The 17,377-nt window shown below is 54.2% G+C and carries 13 protein-coding genes; 6 read left to right on the forward strand and 7 right to left on the reverse strand.

Going from position 1 to position 17,377, the window contains the following annotated elements; genetic code table 11:
- Positions 1-178 precede the first annotated feature (178 nt).
- The 5 genes from dapB (at position 179) to EM595_RS03455 (ending at position 8,633) form a co-directional block, all read left to right on the forward strand.
- Positions 179-994, forward strand: a complete 816-nt coding sequence (gene dapB / locus EM595_RS03435; protein ID WP_067427886.1) for a 4-hydroxy-tetrahydrodipicolinate reductase — start codon at positions 179-181, stop codon at positions 992-994.
- Between the two features lie 467 nt (positions 995-1,461).
- Positions 1,462-2,625: a glutamine-hydrolyzing carbamoyl-phosphate synthase small subunit gene (gene carA, locus EM595_RS03440; RefSeq protein WP_187485845.1), complete on the forward strand. Its 1,164-nt coding sequence runs from the start codon at positions 1,462-1,464 to the stop codon at positions 2,623-2,625.
- Positions 2,625-5,849 carry a carbamoyl-phosphate synthase large subunit gene (gene carB, locus EM595_RS03445; protein ID WP_067427890.1) on the forward strand — a complete coding sequence of 1,075 codons (3,225 nt, stop codon included), beginning with the start codon at positions 2,625-2,627 and terminating at the stop codon, positions 5,847-5,849. Before carA ends, carB begins: the two co-directional genes overlap by 1 nt.
- A gap of 308 nt (positions 5,850-6,157) precedes the next feature.
- The gene (gene folA / locus EM595_RS03450; protein WP_067435122.1) at positions 6,158-6,640 is read left to right on the forward strand and encodes a type 3 dihydrofolate reductase; all 483 of its coding nucleotides are present in this window, start codon (positions 6,158-6,160) and stop codon (positions 6,638-6,640) included.
- A 103-nt stretch (positions 6,641-6,743) separates the two neighbouring features.
- Entirely contained in the window at positions 6,744-8,633 is a 1,890-nt protein-coding gene (locus EM595_RS03455) for a PhoX family protein (RefSeq protein WP_067427892.1), read from the forward strand.
- 34 nt (positions 8,634-8,667) lie between these two features.
- Here the strand turns inward: EM595_RS03455 and apaH are convergent, their stop codons facing one another.
- Genes apaH through lptD form a run of 6 tightly spaced genes read right to left on the reverse strand, consistent with a single transcriptional unit; the run spans position 8,668 to position 15,452 of the window.
- Entirely contained in the window at positions 8,668-9,498 is an 831-nt protein-coding gene (apaH, locus tag EM595_RS03460) for a bis(5'-nucleosyl)-tetraphosphatase (symmetrical) ApaH (RefSeq protein ID WP_067427894.1), read from the reverse strand.
- Between the two features lie 54 nt (positions 9,499-9,552).
- Positions 9,553-9,930 carry a Co2+/Mg2+ efflux facilitator ApaG/CorD gene (apaG, locus tag EM595_RS03465; protein WP_067427896.1) on the reverse strand — a complete coding sequence of 126 codons (378 nt, stop codon included), beginning with the start codon at positions 9,928-9,930 and terminating at the stop codon, positions 9,553-9,555.
- 3 nt (positions 9,931-9,933) lie between these two features.
- The gene (gene rsmA / locus EM595_RS03470; protein ID WP_067427897.1) at positions 9,934-10,761 is read right to left on the reverse strand and encodes a 16S rRNA (adenine(1518)-N(6)/adenine(1519)-N(6))-dimethyltransferase RsmA; all 828 of its coding nucleotides are present in this window, start codon (positions 10,759-10,761) and stop codon (positions 9,934-9,936) included.
- Positions 10,754-11,746: a 4-hydroxythreonine-4-phosphate dehydrogenase PdxA gene (pdxA, locus tag EM595_RS03475; protein WP_067427898.1), complete on the reverse strand. Its 993-nt coding sequence runs from the start codon at positions 11,744-11,746 to the stop codon at positions 10,754-10,756. The genes rsmA and pdxA overlap by 8 nt, the downstream gene beginning before the upstream one ends.
- Complete coding sequence (surA, locus tag EM595_RS03480) at positions 11,736-13,031, reverse strand: peptidylprolyl isomerase SurA (RefSeq protein ID WP_067427899.1); 1,296 nt, start codon at positions 13,029-13,031, stop codon at positions 11,736-11,738. The genes pdxA and surA overlap by 11 nt, the downstream gene beginning before the upstream one ends.
- Positions 13,032-13,085: 54 nt before the next feature.
- Positions 13,086-15,452 carry an LPS assembly protein LptD gene (gene lptD / locus EM595_RS03485; protein ID WP_067427901.1) on the reverse strand — a complete coding sequence of 789 codons (2,367 nt, stop codon included), beginning with the start codon at positions 15,450-15,452 and terminating at the stop codon, positions 13,086-13,088.
- Between the two features lie 181 nt (positions 15,453-15,633).
- On the opposite strand from lptD, the gene djlA reads away from it, so the two are divergent.
- A complete protein-coding gene (gene djlA, locus EM595_RS03490) occupies positions 15,634-16,455 on the forward strand; it encodes a co-chaperone DjlA (RefSeq protein ID WP_067427903.1) in 822 nt (273 codons plus the stop codon).
- A 243-nt stretch (positions 16,456-16,698) separates the two neighbouring features.
- Here djlA and rluA read toward each other — a convergent pair whose 3' ends face one another.
- The gene (rluA, locus tag EM595_RS03495) at positions 16,699-17,352 is read right to left on the reverse strand and encodes a bifunctional tRNA pseudouridine(32) synthase/23S rRNA pseudouridine(746) synthase RluA (protein WP_067427905.1); all 654 of its coding nucleotides are present in this window, start codon (positions 17,350-17,352) and stop codon (positions 16,699-16,701) included.
- Between the last annotated feature and the right edge of the window lie 25 nt (positions 17,353-17,377).

A 17,377-nucleotide genomic window follows, 5' to 3' on the forward strand; every position in this document is an offset into this window, starting at 1 on the left:
CGCTTTCTGCACATTAGCGCCACTGGCCAGGCGTGCCGCAACATAATTTGTTTTACTGATAATGGTGTGCCGCTGGCATAAAATTCTTATTATCGATGTTTGTTGTGGCGCAGCTGTGAACAGCTGGTTAACCTGTTCAGGCTTTACATGCATAAAAATTTATCAGGAATGAATGGTTATGAATAATATCCGCATCGCTGTGGTCGGCGCACCGGGACGTATGGGGCGCATTTTAATTCAGGCAGCGATTGAGGCTGAAGGTGTCATGCTGGGCGCGGCAATTGCGCGTAAAGGATCGTCGCTGGTGGGTTGTGATGCCGGTGAACTGGCCGCTAGCGGCAAAACGGGCGTGGCGATAAGCGACAATCTTGACGCTGTGGTGGATGATTTCGATGTGCTGATCGACTTTACCCGTCCGGAAGGCACGCTGGAATATCTGGCTTTTTGTCGCCAGCATCGTAAAGCGATGGTGATAGGCACCACCGGCTTTGATGATGCGGGTAAAGCGGCAATCCAGGCCGCCGCGGCGGATATCGCTATTGTCTTTGCGGCTAACTTTAGCGTCGGCGTTAATCTGGTATTGATGCTGCTGGAGAAAACCGCAAAAGTGATGGGCGACTATGCCGACATTGAAATTATCGAAGCGCATCACCGTCACAAAGTGGATGCGCCTTCGGGCACCGCACTGGCGATGGGCGAAGCCATTGCCGATGCGATGCACTGGGATCTTAATGCACATGCAGTCTATGCGCGCGAAGGCCATACCGGTGAACGCGCGCCGCAGACCATCGGCTTCGCTACCGTGCGAGCAGGTGACATTGTGGGTGAGCACACTGCGATGTTTGCCGACGTTGGCGAGCGGGTTGAAATTACGCATAAGGCGACCAGCCGCATGACTTTTGCCAAAGGCGCGGTACGTGCTGCCTCATGGCTTAAGAGCCATGAAAGTGGGCTTTATGATATGCGCGACGTGCTGAATTTAGCGGATTTATGATGTGTGGTGAGCCATGTGATGTGGTTATTTCGATCGTAACTTTTTGATTGAAAGGGCAATATGTTATTGCCCTTTATTTTTATCTTTAAAACAGGGGTTACGATATTAATTTGTCGTTTAGCTGTTATTAATTACAGTTTATCTCTGTTATCGAAGGCGAAAAAGCCTGTTTTTGACCAATTGGTCCACTTTTAATGCTCTTGCAGCCCTGTTTAATGGCAAGTGTGCTCCGCAACCGTTTATCCCGCGCCGTTATCTCTCTATTTTACAGTTAATTCCTGGTTATTCAGCTGAAGACGTCAAAACAAGGTAAAAAAGTCGTTTCAGGCTGGACATCTGACAGCACGATCATTAGAATGCGCGCAATTTGCCAAAATTCGAACAGTTAGTCGGTTTTAGCATTGATTCGTGCCCATGTTATGAATTAATATGCATATATAATGACTGTTTATTCCCTGGAGGATGTTTTGATTAAGTCAGCACTTTTGGTTCTGGAAGACGGAACCCAATTCCACGGTCGGGCCATCGGGGCAACGGGGTCGGCAGTGGGGGAAGTTGTTTTCAACACTTCAATGACCGGTTATCAAGAAATCCTTACTGATCCTTCCTATTCCCGCCAAATCGTCACTCTCACTTATCCCCATATCGGTAATGTCGGCACCAATGCCGCCGACGAAGAATCCACTCAGGTACATGCGCAAGGTTTGGTGATTCGTGACCTGCCGCTGATGGCCAGCAATTACCGTAGTGAAGAAGGGCTATCTGAGTATCTGTGCCGCCTTAACATTGTCGGCATTGCTGATATCGACACGCGCAAGCTGACACGTCTGCTACGTGAAAAAGGCGCACAGAACGGCTGCATTATTGCGGGCGACAATCCGGATGCAGCGTTGGCGCTGCAAAAGGCGCAGGCGTTTCCTGGCCTGAAGGGGATGGATCTGGCGAAAGAAGTCACTATTAAAGAAGCGTACCGCTGGACCCAGGGCAGCTGGACGCTGGAAGGCGATCTGCCCGAGCAAAAGGCCGATGCCGACCTGCCTTATCACGTGGTGGCGTATGACTACGGCGTCAAGCGCAACATCCTGCGTATGCTGGTAGATCGCGGCTGCCGTTTAACGGTAGTGCCTGCACAGACCTCAGCAGCAGAGGTGCTGAAACTCAATCCGGACGGCATTTTCCTTTCCAACGGCCCTGGCGATCCAGAGCCGTGTGATTACGCCATTGAGGCTATTAAAGCGTTCCTGGAAACGGACGTTCCGGTGTTTGGTATCTGCCTTGGACATCAGCTGCTGGCTCTGGCCAGCGGCGCCACCACCATCAAAATGAAGCTTGGCCATCATGGCGGCAACCATCCGGTAAAAGATCACGATAACAATACCGTGATGATCACCGCACAGAACCACGGCTTTGCGGTAAATGAGCAGACGCTGCCTGCAAACCTGCGTATCACGCACACGTCGCTGTTTGACCACACGGTGCAGGGCATTCACCGCACCGACAAACCTGCCTTTAGCTTCCAGGGACACCCTGAAGCGAGCCCAGGGCCGGGCGATGCCGCGCCGCTGTTTGACCACTTTATTGAATTGATTGAAGCCTACCGTTCTAAAGCGACGTTATCAGGAGCTAAATAATGCCAAAACGCACAGACATAAAATCGATCCTGATTCTTGGCGCTGGCCCAATCGTTATTGGTCAGGCATGTGAATTTGACTACTCGGGCGCGCAGGCGTGTAAAGCGCTGCGGGAAGAGGGGTATCGCGTTATTTTGGTGAACTCAAATCCGGCCACCATCATGACCGATCCGGAAATGGCGGATGCCACCTATATTGAGCCGATTCACTGGGAAGTCGTTCGCAAGATTATTGAAAAAGAGCGCCCGGATGCGGTGCTGCCAACCATGGGCGGCCAGACGGCGCTGAACTGTGCGCTGGAACTGGAACGTCAGGGCGTGCTGGAGGAGTTTGGCGTCACCATGATCGGCGCCACCGCCGATGCGATTGATAAAGCAGAAGATCGCCAGCGCTTTGATAAGGCGATGAAGAGCATTGGCCTCGACACCGCTCGCTCCGGTATCGCACACAACATGGATGAAGCGCTGAAAGTGGCTGAAGATGTCGGCTTTCCCTGCATCATCCGTCCTTCGTTTACCATGGGCGGCACCGGCGGCGGTATTGCTTACAATCGCGAAGAGTTTGAAGAGATCTGTGAACGCGGTCTGGATCTCTCGCCAACCAATGAGCTGCTGATTGATGAGTCGCTGATTGGCTGGAAAGAGTATGAAATGGAAGTGGTGCGCGACAAAAATGATAACTGCATCATTGTCTGCTCCATCGAAAACTTCGACGCCATGGGCATTCATACCGGTGACTCGATTACCGTGGCACCGGCGCAGACGCTGACCGACAAAGAATATCAAATCATGCGTAACGCCTCGATGGCGGTACTGCGTGAAATCGGCGTAGAGACCGGCGGCTCGAATGTGCAGTTCTCGGTCAATCCGGAAAATGGCCGTTTGATCATCATCGAGATGAACCCGCGCGTATCGCGCTCTTCCGCGCTGGCGTCCAAAGCCACCGGCTTCCCGATTGCCAAAGTTGCCGCCAAGCTGGCGGTAGGCTATACGCTGGATGAGCTGATGAACGATATCACCGGCGGCCGTACGCCCGCCTCGTTCGAGCCTTCTATCGACTACGTGGTCACGAAAATTCCACGTTTTAACTTTGAAAAATTTGCCGGTGCCAACGATCGCCTGACCACGCAGATGAAGTCGGTGGGTGAAGTGATGGCCATCGGTCGCACGTTTCAGGAGTCGATGCAGAAAGCGCTGCGCGGCCTGGAAGTCGGTGCACACGGCTTCGATCCGGTGGTCAACCTTGCCGATCCGGAAGCGATGACGCGCATTCGCCGTGAACTGAAAGATGCTGGCGCCGAGCGTATCTGGTACGTTGGCGACGCGTTCCGTGCAGGAATGTCGTTAGATGCCATCTTTAACCTGACCAACATCGACCGCTGGTTCCTGGTGCAGATTGAAGAGCTGATTCAGCTGGAAGCTCAGGTGGCACAGCAGGGCGTAAACGGCCTGACCGCCGATTTCCTGCGGGCGCTGAAGCGCAAGGGCTTTGCAGACGTTCGTCTGGCGAAACTGGCAGGCGTTTCAGAGTTCGAAATCCGCAAGCTGCGTGAGAAATATGCGCTGCACCCGGTCTACAAACGTGTTGATACCTGTGCCGCCGAGTTCTCTACCGACACCGCCTACATGTACTCAACCTATGAAGAAGAGTGCGAAGCCAATCCGAATCAGGATCGTGAAAAAATCATGGTGCTGGGCGGCGGTCCTAACCGTATCGGCCAGGGCATTGAGTTTGACTACTGCTGCGTACACGCCTCGCTGGCGCTGCGTGAAGATGGCTATGAAACCATCATGGTCAACTGTAATCCAGAGACCGTCTCCACCGATTACGACACCTCAGATCGTCTCTATTTCGAGCCGGTGACGCTGGAAGATGTGCTGGAAATTGCCCGCATCGAAAAGCCGAAAGGTGTGATTGTTCAGTATGGCGGTCAGACGCCGCTGAAGCTGGCGCGCGCGCTGGAAGCCGCAGGCGTACCGATTATCGGTACCAGCCCGGATGCTATTGACCGTGCGGAAGATCGTGAGCGCTTCCAGCAGGCGGTGGATCGCCTGCAGCTGAAGCAGCCTGCAAACGCCACGGTTACCGCGCTGGAACATGCGGTAGAGAAGGCAGCAGAAATCGGTTATCCGCTGGTGGTACGTCCTTCCTATGTTCTGGGCGGCCGCGCGATGGAAATCGTTTATGACGAAGTCGACCTGAAGCGTTATTTCCAGACGGCGGTATCGGTGTCCAACGATGCGCCAGTGCTGCTCGACCGTTTCCTCGATGATGCGGTTGAAGTGGATGTTGATGCTATCTGCGATGGCGAGCGCGTGCTGATTGGCGGCATCATGGAACACATTGAGCAGGCGGGCGTGCACTCCGGTGACTCTGCCTGTTCGCTGCCCGCTTACACTCTGAATAAAGAGATTCAGGACGTAATGCGTCAGCAGGTGGAAAAACTGGCCTTCGAATTAGGTGTCCGTGGCCTGATGAACGTGCAGTTTGCCGTCAAAGATAATGAGGTTTACCTGATTGAGGTCAACCCGCGTGCCGCGCGTACCGTGCCTTTCGTATCGAAAGCGACCGGCGTGCCGCTGGCTAAAGTCGCCGCGCGCGTGATGGCCGGCAAAACGCTGGCCGAGCAGGGCGTAACCGAAGAGGTGATCCCACCTTATTACTCGGTAAAAGAAGTGGTGCTGCCGTTCAACAAATTCCCTGGCGTCGACCCGATTCTTGGCCCGGAAATGCGTTCAACCGGTGAAGTAATGGGCGTTGGCCGTACCTTTGCGGAAGCCTTTGCCAAAGCGATGCTCGGTGCACAGTCCACCATGAAAAAATCGGGCCGCGCGCTGCTGTCGGTGCGCGAAGGTGACAAGAAGCGCATTGTCGATCTGGCCATCAAGCTGCAGAAGTTTGGCTTTGAGCTGGATGCCACGCATGGCACCGCAGTGGTGCTGGGCGAAGCCGGAATTAATCCACGCCTGGTAAATAAAGTGCATGAAGGCCGACCGCATATTCAGGATCGCCTGAAGAATGGTGAATATGCCTATATTGTCAACACCACCGAAGGGCGTCAGGCGATTGAAGACTCGAAGGTCATTCGTCGCAGCGCGTTGCAGTACAAGGTGCATTATGACACCACGCTGAATGGCAGCTTCGCCACCACCATGGCGCTAAACGCTGACCCAACGGAAAAAGTGACCTCGGTGCAAGAGATGCATGCCATGATCAAAGGCTGATGGCTGAAACGCTATCAAGCGGCTCCTTCGGGAGCCGTTTTTGTTTCTGCTTTTTATTGCGGCGTGCTTTATCGGTTCAGCGCGCAGCGATAATACAGAATGACCGGATCAGGCTGCCGGGATCTGTTGTGCTTTGCTTTATCAGCAGGCCACGCGCGCATCGACTCTCGGCTTTGCTGGTGAAAAACGCTGCGCAATAAGAAATCGCTGGTAGCAACAGGGCTTTATACGAATTGCGCTTTATGCCTATCGACGAAAGTTTCACCCTTACGTATGATGGCGCCAATTTTTCCACTGAGTCTTTTAACATGATTAGTTTAATCGCCGCATTGGCCGCCGACCGTGTGATTGGTATGGAAAACGCCATGCCGTGGAACCTGCCCGCTGATTTAGCCTGGTTCAAACGCAATACGCTGAACAAACCGGTGATCATGGGACGCCTGACCTGGGAATCCATTGGTCGCCCGCTGCCGGGCCGCCTGAATATCGTGGTGAGCAGCCAGCCCGGTCACGCTGAAGGCGTCACCTGGGTCAGCTCGCTGGACGAGGCGATCGCCGCCGCTGGCGAGGCTGAAGAGATCATGATCATTGGCGGCGGACGCATTTATGAGCAGATGCTGCCGAAAGCCGATCGTCTTTATCTGACCCATATTGATGCGGAAATTGTCGGTGATACGCAATTCCCGGATTATGAGCCGGATGAATGGCACTCCACCTTCAGTGAATTTCATGATGCGGATGCGCAGAATTCTCACAGCTACTGTTTTGAGATCCTCGAGCGCCGTCGTTAATTTTCACATTTTGTAGTATCTCTACATGCTTTTAACATTTCTGTCATAATCCGCCGTTAGCATTGCTTCCATTCAGCACTCCCCAATCAGGAAGCAATGCACGATGACCGATAAAATCCCCCACCTTGATGCCGAACGCCTGCGCAATCCCAAACGCCGTCAGCTGTTAGCCGCCACCGGCGCCGTTGGCCTGACCGGTTTTCTTTCTGGCGCCACCTTGTCGGGTAGCGCGCAGGCTGCTGATGTTAGCGGCGCACCGCAAAACAGCAAGCTGCTGGGCTTTACCGGGATCCCTGCCTCAACCGCCGATGCAATGGTGGTAGCCAAAGGCTATCGCGCTGAAGTGCTGATTTCCTGGGGTGAACCGCTGGTGGATGGCGCACCGGCGTTTGATCCAGAGGGTAAAAACAGCGCAGCCGATCAGGAAAAACAGTTTGGCGATAATAACGATGGCATGAGCTTTTTTCCGATCGACGAACATCGCGGCCTGTTGGCGATCAACAATGAATATGTCAATGAGCAGTACCTGTTCGCTCACGGCGGCAAAAAGGCCACCAGCCTTGAGGACGTGCGTAAATCACAGGCGGCCCACGGCGTTTCAGTTGTAGAGATTGCACGCCAGGCTGACAATCGCTGGCAGGTTGTGCGTCCATCCCGCTATAACCGCCGCATTACCGCCAATACCGAGATGCGTTTCTCCGGTCCGGCAGCGGGCGACAAGGCGTTGCAGACCGCTGCCGATCCCGCAGGCATGAAGGTATTTGGCACCTTTGGCAACTGCGCTAACGGCAAGACGCCGTGGGGCACTTATCTGACCTGCGAAGAGAACTACGACACCTACTTCGGTACCAAACAGGCAGACTTCAAGATTACGCCGCAGCAAAAACGCTACACCCTTGAGCCCAACGAGCCGGAACGCAACTGGTCCGATTTTGATGAGCGCTTTGACGTTGCCAAAAATCCCAATGAGTTTAATCGCCACGGCTGGATCGTCGAGATCGATCCGATGGATCCGCATTCTGTGCCGGTGAAGCGCACCGCATTAGGCCGCTTCAAACATGAAAACGCAGCGGTCACCGTGGCTAAAAGCGGTGAGCTGGTTGTGTACATGGGCGATGACGAACGCGGCGAATATATCTATAAATTCGTGTCGCACGGTAAGGTCGATAACGCTAACCCCGCCGCCAACAAAACCTTGCTGGATGAAGGCACGCTCTATGTCGCGGAGTTTGTCGGTGACCACAGCGGCACGCCACTGAAAGGCACCGGCCGCTGGCTGCCGCTGGTGCACGGTCAGCAGGGTTTGACCGCAGAGAATGGCTTTGCCAGCCAGGCAGATGTATTAATCAACGCCCGTGCCGCCGCCGATCGGGTCAATGCAACCCGTATGGATCGTCCGGAGTGGATCGCAGTGAATCCACACGATGGTCGCGCTTATTGCACACTGACCAACAACAGCAAACGCGGTGATGAAGGCATGCCAGTCAATGCCGCTAATCCACGGCCAAAAAACATCTACGGCCAGATTATTCGCTGGGATGAAAAAGGCGATGCCACGGCGAAAGCCTTTAGCTGGGATATTTTTGCGCTCTGTGGCAATCCGATTGCGCATCCGGAGGGTATTTATCGCGGTACACCCAATATCACCGCTGAAAATACCTTCAACAGCCCGGATGGCCTCGGCTTTGACCGTGATGGTCGCCTGTGGATTCTGACCGACGGTAAATACAGCAATAAAGGGGATTTTGAGGGGCAGGGCAACAATCAGATGCTCACCGGCGATCCGCAGACCGGTGAGATTCGACGCTTTATGGTGGGACCAAAATCCTGCGAGCTGACCGGCATCGCCTTTACGCCAGACTACAAAACGCTGTTTGTTAACGTGCAGCATCCGGGTGAAGAGGGCGATTCACATTTCCCGAATGACAGTCCGCGTCCGCGCTCGTCGGTGATTATGGTAACGCGTGAAGATGGCGGCGTAATCGGCGCGTGAAGCAAAAAGAATGCGCCCAGGCGCATTCTTTTGTTTATTCGTCCAGCGGCCGTTCGCGGTTGGACGGCTGCGCAAACCAGCTCTGATCGTCCCAGCGTAACATCGTCAGCACGCCGCCCCAACAGCAGCCGGTATCAAGGCCAATCACGCCCGGTGGCGTCCCTTTGCCTTCCAGTGAAGCCCAGTGGCCAAAGACAATGGTATAGTCGCGTGCGACCGGCCCTTCAATGGCGAACCATGGCTTCAGCGGCGGTGGTGCGGATTCCGGCGTCTCTTTACTGATCATATCCAGCTGGCCGTTTGGAAAGCAGTAACGCATGCGTGTGAGTGCGTTGGTGCTGAAACGTAACCGTGACAAACCGGTGAGTTCTGGCGTCCAGTTATTCGGCATATCGCCATACATCGCATCAAGAAACAGCGGGTAGCTGTCGCTCGACAGCACTGCTTCCACTTCACGCGCGCAGACTTTAGCCGTTTCCAGATCCCACTGCGGTGTAATACCGGCATGGGCCATCACCAGCTTTTTCTCTTCGTCTACCTGCAGCAATGGCTGGCGACGTAGCCAGTTGATCAGCTCATCGGCATCCTCTGCTTCCAGCAGCGGCGTCAGGCGATCCTTGGGTTTATTGCGGCTGATACCAGCGTAGACCGCCAGCAGATGCAGATCGTGATTACCAAGCACCAGCCTCACGGCATCGCCCAGGGAACGCACATAGCGTAGCACCTCCAGCGAGCCCGGGCCGCGAGCGACCAGATCGCCGGTCAGCCACAACGTATCCTGAGTGGGATCAAAAGCCACCTGGGCCAGCAGCGACTGCAGTTCATCGTAGCAACCATGAACGTCGCCAATAAGATAGGTACTCATTAATGTCTACCTGAGGAATAAACCCTCGCGCGAAGCGGTTCCGCGCGAGGGTTGTCAATGGACATGCGAGGGCACGGCGAGGCGAAAAACAGGGATCTCCACCTGAAAGCTTTCGCCTTCATTGTCGACCATGACGTAATGGCCCTGCATAGTACCGAGCGGCGTTTCCAGCACGGCGCCGCTGGTGTACTGGAACTCGTCGCCGGGTTCAATGTACGGCTGCTCGCCAACCACGCCTTCACCTTCAACTTCGGACGCTTCGCCATTGCCGTTGGTGATCAGCCAGTAGCGGCCGATCAGCTGAACCGTATTACGCCCCAGATTGCGCACGGTGATGGTATAGGCAAAAACATAACGCTCATCTTCAGGCGAAGAGTGAGTTGCAATGTAAACGCTTTGTACCTGAACACAAACCCGGGGCGAATCGTTCATGATTTAGCTCTCTTGCGGCTGCTCTGGATGCGTACTTAACCAGTTAGCCAGCTGACAATATTGCGCAACGGAAATATTCTCCGCACGCAGCGTGGCATCAATGCCCATCTCTGCCAGCACTTCAGCGCTGAACAGGTGACCCAAACTGTTGCGTAAGGTTTTACGACGTTTACCGAACGCTTCTGTGGTGATGCGGCTCAATACGCGCACATCACTTACTGACGGACGTTGATCGCTAGTGTGAGGCACCAGGCGTACCACCGCCGAATCCACTTTCGGTGCCGGCGTAAAGGACTCTGGCGGCACTTCCAGTACCGGGATCACGTTGCAATAATATTGCGCCATCACCGTGAGTCGACCATAGGCTTTGCTGCCCGGTCCGGCAACCAGTCGGTTAACCACCTCTTTCTGCAGCATAAAGTGCATATCTTTGATCGCATCAGTATAGCTGAAAAGATGGAACATCAACGGCGTCGAGATGTTGTAGGGCAGGTTACCAAACACGCGCAACGGCTGACCGCGCTCGGCGGCCAGCTCGGCAAAGTTGAACGTCATGGCATCCTGCTGATAAATGGTCAGCTTTGGACCGAGGAACGGATGAGTTTGTAGCCGTGCGGCTAAATCCCGATCCAGTTCAATCACCGTCAGGGCATCAAGGCGTTCGGCGACCGGCTCGGTTAAGGCACCCAGACCCGGGCCGATTTCAATCAGCGCCTCATGCTTCTGAGGATGAATGGCGGAGACGATGCTGTCGATGATGTAGGAATCGTTCAGGAAGTTCTGTCCAAAACGTTTGCGGGCGAAGTGGCCCTGGTGGACGCGATTATTCATTACTGCTCTTAATCATGGTGATGGCGAGGTTAAGCGCCGTAATAAAGCTGCCCGCATCTGCTGTGCCACGGCCCGCCAGTTCCAGCGCGGTGCCGTGATCGACAGAAGTACGGATAAATGGCAGGCCAAGCGTGATGTTCACGGCGCGGCCAAAGCCCTGATATTTCAGCACCGGCAAACCCTGGTCGTGATACATCGCCAGAACCGCATCGGCATGCTGTAAATATTTTTGCTGGAACAGCGTATCGGCCGGTAACGGGCCGGTCAGCTGTATGCCCTGCGCACGTAATTCATCGAGCGCAGGCGTAATAACGTCAATCTCTTCCCGACCCATATGTCCGCCTTCTCCGGCATGAGGATTCAAACCACAGACAAAAATATGGGGGCGGGCAATAGCAAATTTCTGCTGCAAATCCTGATGCAAAATCGAGATGACTTCATGCAGGCTGTCACGCGTAATGGTGGCTGAGACATCCTTGAGCGGCAGGTGCGTGGTTGCCAGAGCAACGCGCAGTTCTTCGGTTGCCAGCATCATCACGACCCGTTCGCAACCGGCACGCTCGGCAAAAAATTCAGTATGACCAGTAAAAGCGATGCCGCCGTCATTGATGACGCCTTTGTGCACTGGACCGGTAATCAGCGCGGCAAATTCGCCGGCCAGACAGCCATCACAGGCGCGAGTCAGCGTCTCCAACACGTAAGCACCGTTGGCGACATCAAGATGGCCAGGCTGCACCTGTTGCGGCGCATTAATGGCCAGCAGCGTTAAGGTGCCAGCACGTTGCGGCGTCGCCGGACTGGCTGACTGATACGGCAGTAATTCCAGCGGCAGACCGAGCATGGCGGCGCGGTTGAGCAGGAGATCGGCATCGGCGCAGATGACCAGCTCAACCGGCCAGTCGCGCTGAGCCAGCGCGACACAGAGATCGGGACCAATCCCGGCAGGCTCGCCGGGAGTGATCACCACACGGTGGTTATTGAGCATTGTTGTCCAAAATTTTCACGTAGGCACTGGCGCGTTGTTCCTGCATCCAGGTTTGTGCTTCTTCGGCAAACTTGCGGTTAAACAACAGGCGGTAAGCGCGCTCTTTCTGTGCCGCATCGGTTTTATCAACCTGACGGGTATCCATCAACTGAATCAAATGCCAGCCGAAAGAGGAGTGCACCGGCGCGCTGATCTGGCCTTTCTGCAAGCGCAGTAACGCGTCGCGGAAAGCAGGATCGAACACTTCAGGCGAGGTCCAGCCTAAATCACCGCCCTGATTAGCTGAGCCAGGATCGTCAGAGAAGTTTTTCGCGGCCTGAACAAAGCTGGTCTTGCCGCTTTTAATATCAGCAGCAATTTCTTCGATCTTCGCACGCGCCTGGGCATCGGTCATGATCGGTGACGGCTTCAGTAAAATATGACGCGCGTGCACTTCGGTCACGGAGATGTTTTTGCTCTCGCCACGCAGATCGTTGACCTTCAGGATATGGAAGCCAACGCCGGAACGAATCGGGCCGACGATGTCGCCTTTTTTCGCTGAGCTAACAGCCTGCGCAAAAATGGTTGGCAGCTCTTCAATTTTGCCCCAGCCCATATTGCCGCCTTTCAACGCCTGTGGATCGGCTGAGTAAGTGACCGCCAGCTTGCCAAAATCGGCTCCGCCCTTGATCTCACCAACTAGCTGCTTCGCCAGCGCTTCCTGATCGTCAACCTGCTGTTGCGTCGGGTTTTCCGACAGCGGCAGCAGAATGTGGCTCAGGTTCAGCTCGGTACCCTGACTGTTCTGTGCGGCAACCTGCTTAGCCAGCGTGTCCACTTCCTGCGGCAGAATGGTGACACGACGACGCACTTCGTTGTTACGCACTTCGGCAATCTGCATTTCTTTACGGATCTGGGCACGATAGGTTTGGTAGTTCGCACCATCGTAAGCCAGGCGGCTACGCAGCTGATCCAGCGACATGCGGTTTTGTGCCGCAATGTTTTGAATCGCCTGATCGAGCTGTTCGTCGGTAACCTGCACGCCCATTTTTTGCCCCATCTGCAGGATAATATTATCCATGATCTGGCGCTCCAGAATCTGATGACGCAGCGTGCGATCGTCAGGTAACTGTTGTCCTGCCTGCTGTGCCTGAGCTTTCACCGATTGCATCATGCCATCGACATCGCTTTCCAGCACCACACCGTTGTTTACTACAGCGGCAACTTTATCAACCATTTGCGGGGCTGCGAACGCGGTGTTAGCCGTCAGTGCCACACCAAGAATCAGCATTCTCCAGTTCTTCATACTTTTTCCATTCTTTTTTCCGCACAGCGGGATTGCATGTCAAATATCACAACATCAGAAAGCGCGCTGGTAAGGCAAGATTCCCTGACGCAGCATCTGGTTGGTGCCCAGTCCATAGTTGGAACTCAGACCACGTAACTCAATGTTGAACGAGATTTGGTTGTCATATTTACTGTTGTTGTTTTCCCAACCGTTAATTTTGCGCTCGTATCCCAGGCGGATCGCGTAACAGCATGAGCTGTACTGCAAGCCAACCAGCTGATCGGCCGGTTTAGATGCCTTGGTATCGTAGTAATAGGCACCGACAACGGACCAGGCATCAGCAATTGGCCAGCTGGCGGTTGCGCCTACCTGCGAAATGCCATCTTTGTAAATCGGGTTAGACGAAATATCCTGATCTAATGCCGTGGCCACATAGTCCGGGCTGCTGTAGCGATAGCTCAGCTGCATCATACGATCGGCATCACGGCGATATTCCAGAATCGCATTACCCTGAGAGACATTATCGAGGCGCGTATCGTACTGAATCCCGCCACGCACGCCCCAACGATCGCTAATTTTCCAGTATGAATCACCTGCCCACACCAAGCTGCCGGTATCATCTTCCTTGCTAATCTGGTTTAAACCAGTGCGGGAAGGGGTAAACGAGTAGATTTGACCTACAGAAACGTTAAAACGTTCAACCAGATCGTTATCATAAATTCGCGAGGTGATGCCGGTCGCGACATCGTTCGCCGAAGCGATGCGATCCAGGCCGCTGTAAGTGCGATCGCGGAACAGACCGGTGTAGTCAGTTTGCAGCAGCGTCGAGTCAAACGACATGATGTTGCTTTGGTTGCGATAAGGGATATAGAGGTACTGCACACGCGGTTCCAGCGTCTGCGTATAACCTTCTGCCCAATCCATATCACGGTCAAACACCATGCGGCCGTCAACCTTGAACTGCGGCATGACGCGGTTTACCGACTCTTTCAGCTGATTATTACGATCGGTATCCACCGAGTTATTGTAAAACTCAACGCCATCCTGCTGATAATGGGTTGCCAGCAGCTTCGCTTCGGTATCCAGGCTTGCCCAGCCGTTTGACAGCGGCAGGTTGATCGTCGGCTCGACGTGTAAACGCGTGGCGTCCGGATAGCGTTCATTGACGTTGGTAAACTTCACCGCCTGTCCATAAATGCGCGTATCAAAAGGCCCAACGTCGTTCTGATAATAGTTGAGGTCCAGCTGCGGCTGCGCACGATAGATATTGTTATTACGGTTGATCGAGAAGACCTGGAAATCCTTACTCGACAGCGTCGCATCCCAGTTGGTGTCGGCATAACCGATACTGAACTTCTGCGTGGCGTAACCATCTGTCGACGTATAGTAAGTCGAGCTCAGGTCGTTGAAATAGTAAGGATCGCTGACCTTGGTGTAGTCGGCGTTAAAGCGCCAGTGCTGATCGTAAACCCCGGCATGACGCCAGTAGAACAGCCAGCGGTCAGAGTCGTCGTTCTGGGAAATATTACGGATCGCTTTATCTTTATCGTACTGCTTGTCAGAACCCAGATAGTCAAACTCAATCAGGCCTGCGCCCGCATCGGTCAGGTAGCGGAATTCGTTTTGCAGCTGCGTACCGCGACGGCTCATGTAGTGCGGCGTAATGGTCGCATCCGCCTGTGGCGCGATGTTCCAGTAATAGGGCAGCATGAACTCAAAACCGTTATTGCTGCCATATTTTGCATTAGGGATCAGAAAGCCGGAGCGTCGGCGATCGCCGATCGGTAACTGCAAATAAGGGCTGTAAAACACCGGCACCGCGCCGATTTTGAAGCGGGCATTCCAGATTTCTGCAACCTGTTCTTCACGATCCTGAATGATCTCAGAACCTACCACGCTCCAGCTGTTATAGCCGGGCAGGCAAGAGGTAAAGCTACCGTTTTCAAGAATGGTGTAGCGGTTTTCACCACGCTGCTTCATCTGATCGGCGACGCCGCGACCCTGGCGATCAACCATCTGATAGCTGCCGTTCCAGACATTGGTATCTTTGGTATTCAGATTTGACCAGGCTTTCGGACCTTTCAGGATGACCTGATTGTCGTCGTAGTGCACATTACCCAGCGCATCGATGGTGCGCGTTGGCGTAGTTTCGCCAGGCTGTTGGCGCTGGTGAAGCTGCATTTCGTCAGCCTGCAGTCGGCTGTTGCCCTGCTGTACATCAACGTTACCGGTGAATACCGCATCATCCGGATAGTTGCCTTTTACGGCATCTGAGTTGATGGTGACCGGCAGCTGATTGGTTTGCCCCTGAACCAGAGGACGGTTGTAACTGGGTACACCCAACATGCACTGCGACATCAAATCATCGGCGAGCGTCTGCTGGCTATACAAGGCTGCGCCAATCATAGTGGCCAGCAGGGTAGGTATACGTTTTTTCATACGCGGTATCGAGTATTCCGTGATAACTGGCATCATGCCGACAAACGGTCAGAGACTAACTTACTGCACTTCGTAGCGCCAGTGTTAATCCTGCTCTGCCCGCGTTGACGTTAGGCGGTGGAGTAAATGACAGGTATGATAATGCAATTTCGAGCCGTGAGCATGGCGAATTGAGGAGTTTATGCGCTACTGGGGAAAAGTAATCGGTTTGGTGTTGGGATTGATTTCTGGCGCAGGCTTTTGGGGTCTCGTTCTTGGCCTGATTTTCGGCCACGTAGTGGATAAAATTCGCAGCAAAAAGGGACAGGGCTATTTTGCCAATCAGCAGGCGCGACAAAATCTCTTTTTCCGCACCACCTTTCAGGTCATGGGCCATTTGACCAAGTCGAAAGGCCGGGTGACCGAAGCAGATATTCAGATCGCTTCTTTATTAATGGAACGTATGCAACTGCACGGCGCTGCACGCACCGCAGCGCAGCAGGCGTTTCGCGAAGGCAAGCAGGGCGATTATCCGCTACGCAACAAATTACGTGAATTGCGCAGCGCCTGTTTCGGCCGCTTCGATTTAATTCGTATGTTTCTGGAGATTCAGATTCAGGCTGCGTTCGCCGACGGCTCGCTGCATCCCAATGAACGGCAGGTGTTATACGTGATTGCTGAAGAGCTCGGCATCTCACGCACGCAGTTCGATCAATTTCTGCGCATGATGCAGGGCGGCCAGCAATTTGGTGGTGGTCAGCATTCGCAGAGCAGTTCTTCACACGGCGGTCACTTTCAGCAGCGCGGCCCTACGCTTGAAGATGCGTGCAGCGTGCTTGGCGTGAAGCCTGGCGATGACGCCATTACCATCAAGCGCGCCTATCGCAAGCAGATGAGCGAGCATCATCCTGACAAACTGGTGGCCAAAGGCCTGCCGCCGGAAATGATGGAGATGGCCAAGCAAAAAGCGCAGGAGATACAGGCGGCCTATGATCTTATCCGCCGTGAAAAAGGGTTGAAGTAATCGGGCTATCTTGCCTGCCATTTTCTCCACGGGCAGTGCGCGCAATCCTCACGTACTTCAGTACGCGACGGTTGCTGTGCGCTGACCGCAAATAAACCGCCTGCGCCAATAACCTCTCCAGTCCCGCAACATTCAATACCCTTTACAATCGTTCTTCCAGGCGCTTCTTATTCACGTTGTTGACGTTGACCGTTTGATATTTAAAAGCATCAAAACCGCCTGCAAGTCACAATCCAAATCCCGTTAAAACTCCGCGGGCTGCCGAAACGTCATCGGCGTGCCATATTGAGGATGGGTAATCGTCAGCATCTCCGCATGCAGCAGCAGACGAGCCGCCATCGCTTTGGCTTCATCGTGGGCATAAAAGCCGTCGCCTAAAATAGGATGGCCCAGCGCCAGCATATGCACGCGCAGCTGATGAGAGCGGCCGGTGATCGGCGTAAGCTGCACGCTGGCGCTGTTGTCATCACGGTATTCCAGCACCTCATATTCCGTTTGCGCCGCTTTACCGGTTTCAAAACAGACTTTCTGTTTTGGCCGATTTGGCCAGTCGCAAATCAGCGGCAGATCGATCACGCCTTTCTCTGCGGCAGGATGTCCCCAGACGCGCGCCTGATAACGCTTGGCGGGTTCACGCTCACGAAACTGCCGCTTCAGCTCACGCTCGGCGGCTTTGGTCAGCGCCACGATAATCACGCCGCTGGTCGCCATATCGAGGCGATGCACCGATTCAGCCGCAGGATAATCGCGCTGAATGCGCGTCATAACGCTATCTTTGTGCTCGGGCTGGCGGCCCGGCACCGAGAGTAATCCGCTGGGCTTGTTGACCACCATGATGTGGTCATCCTGATACAGCACGTGCAGCCAGGGTTCCAGCGGCGGGTTATAGGGTTCCATCATCTTTTCCAGGGGGGCGCCAGGC

The sequence above is a fragment of the Duffyella gerundensis genome, from assembly GCF_001517405.1.
Classification (GTDB): domain Bacteria; phylum Pseudomonadota; class Gammaproteobacteria; order Enterobacterales; family Enterobacteriaceae; genus Duffyella; species Duffyella gerundensis.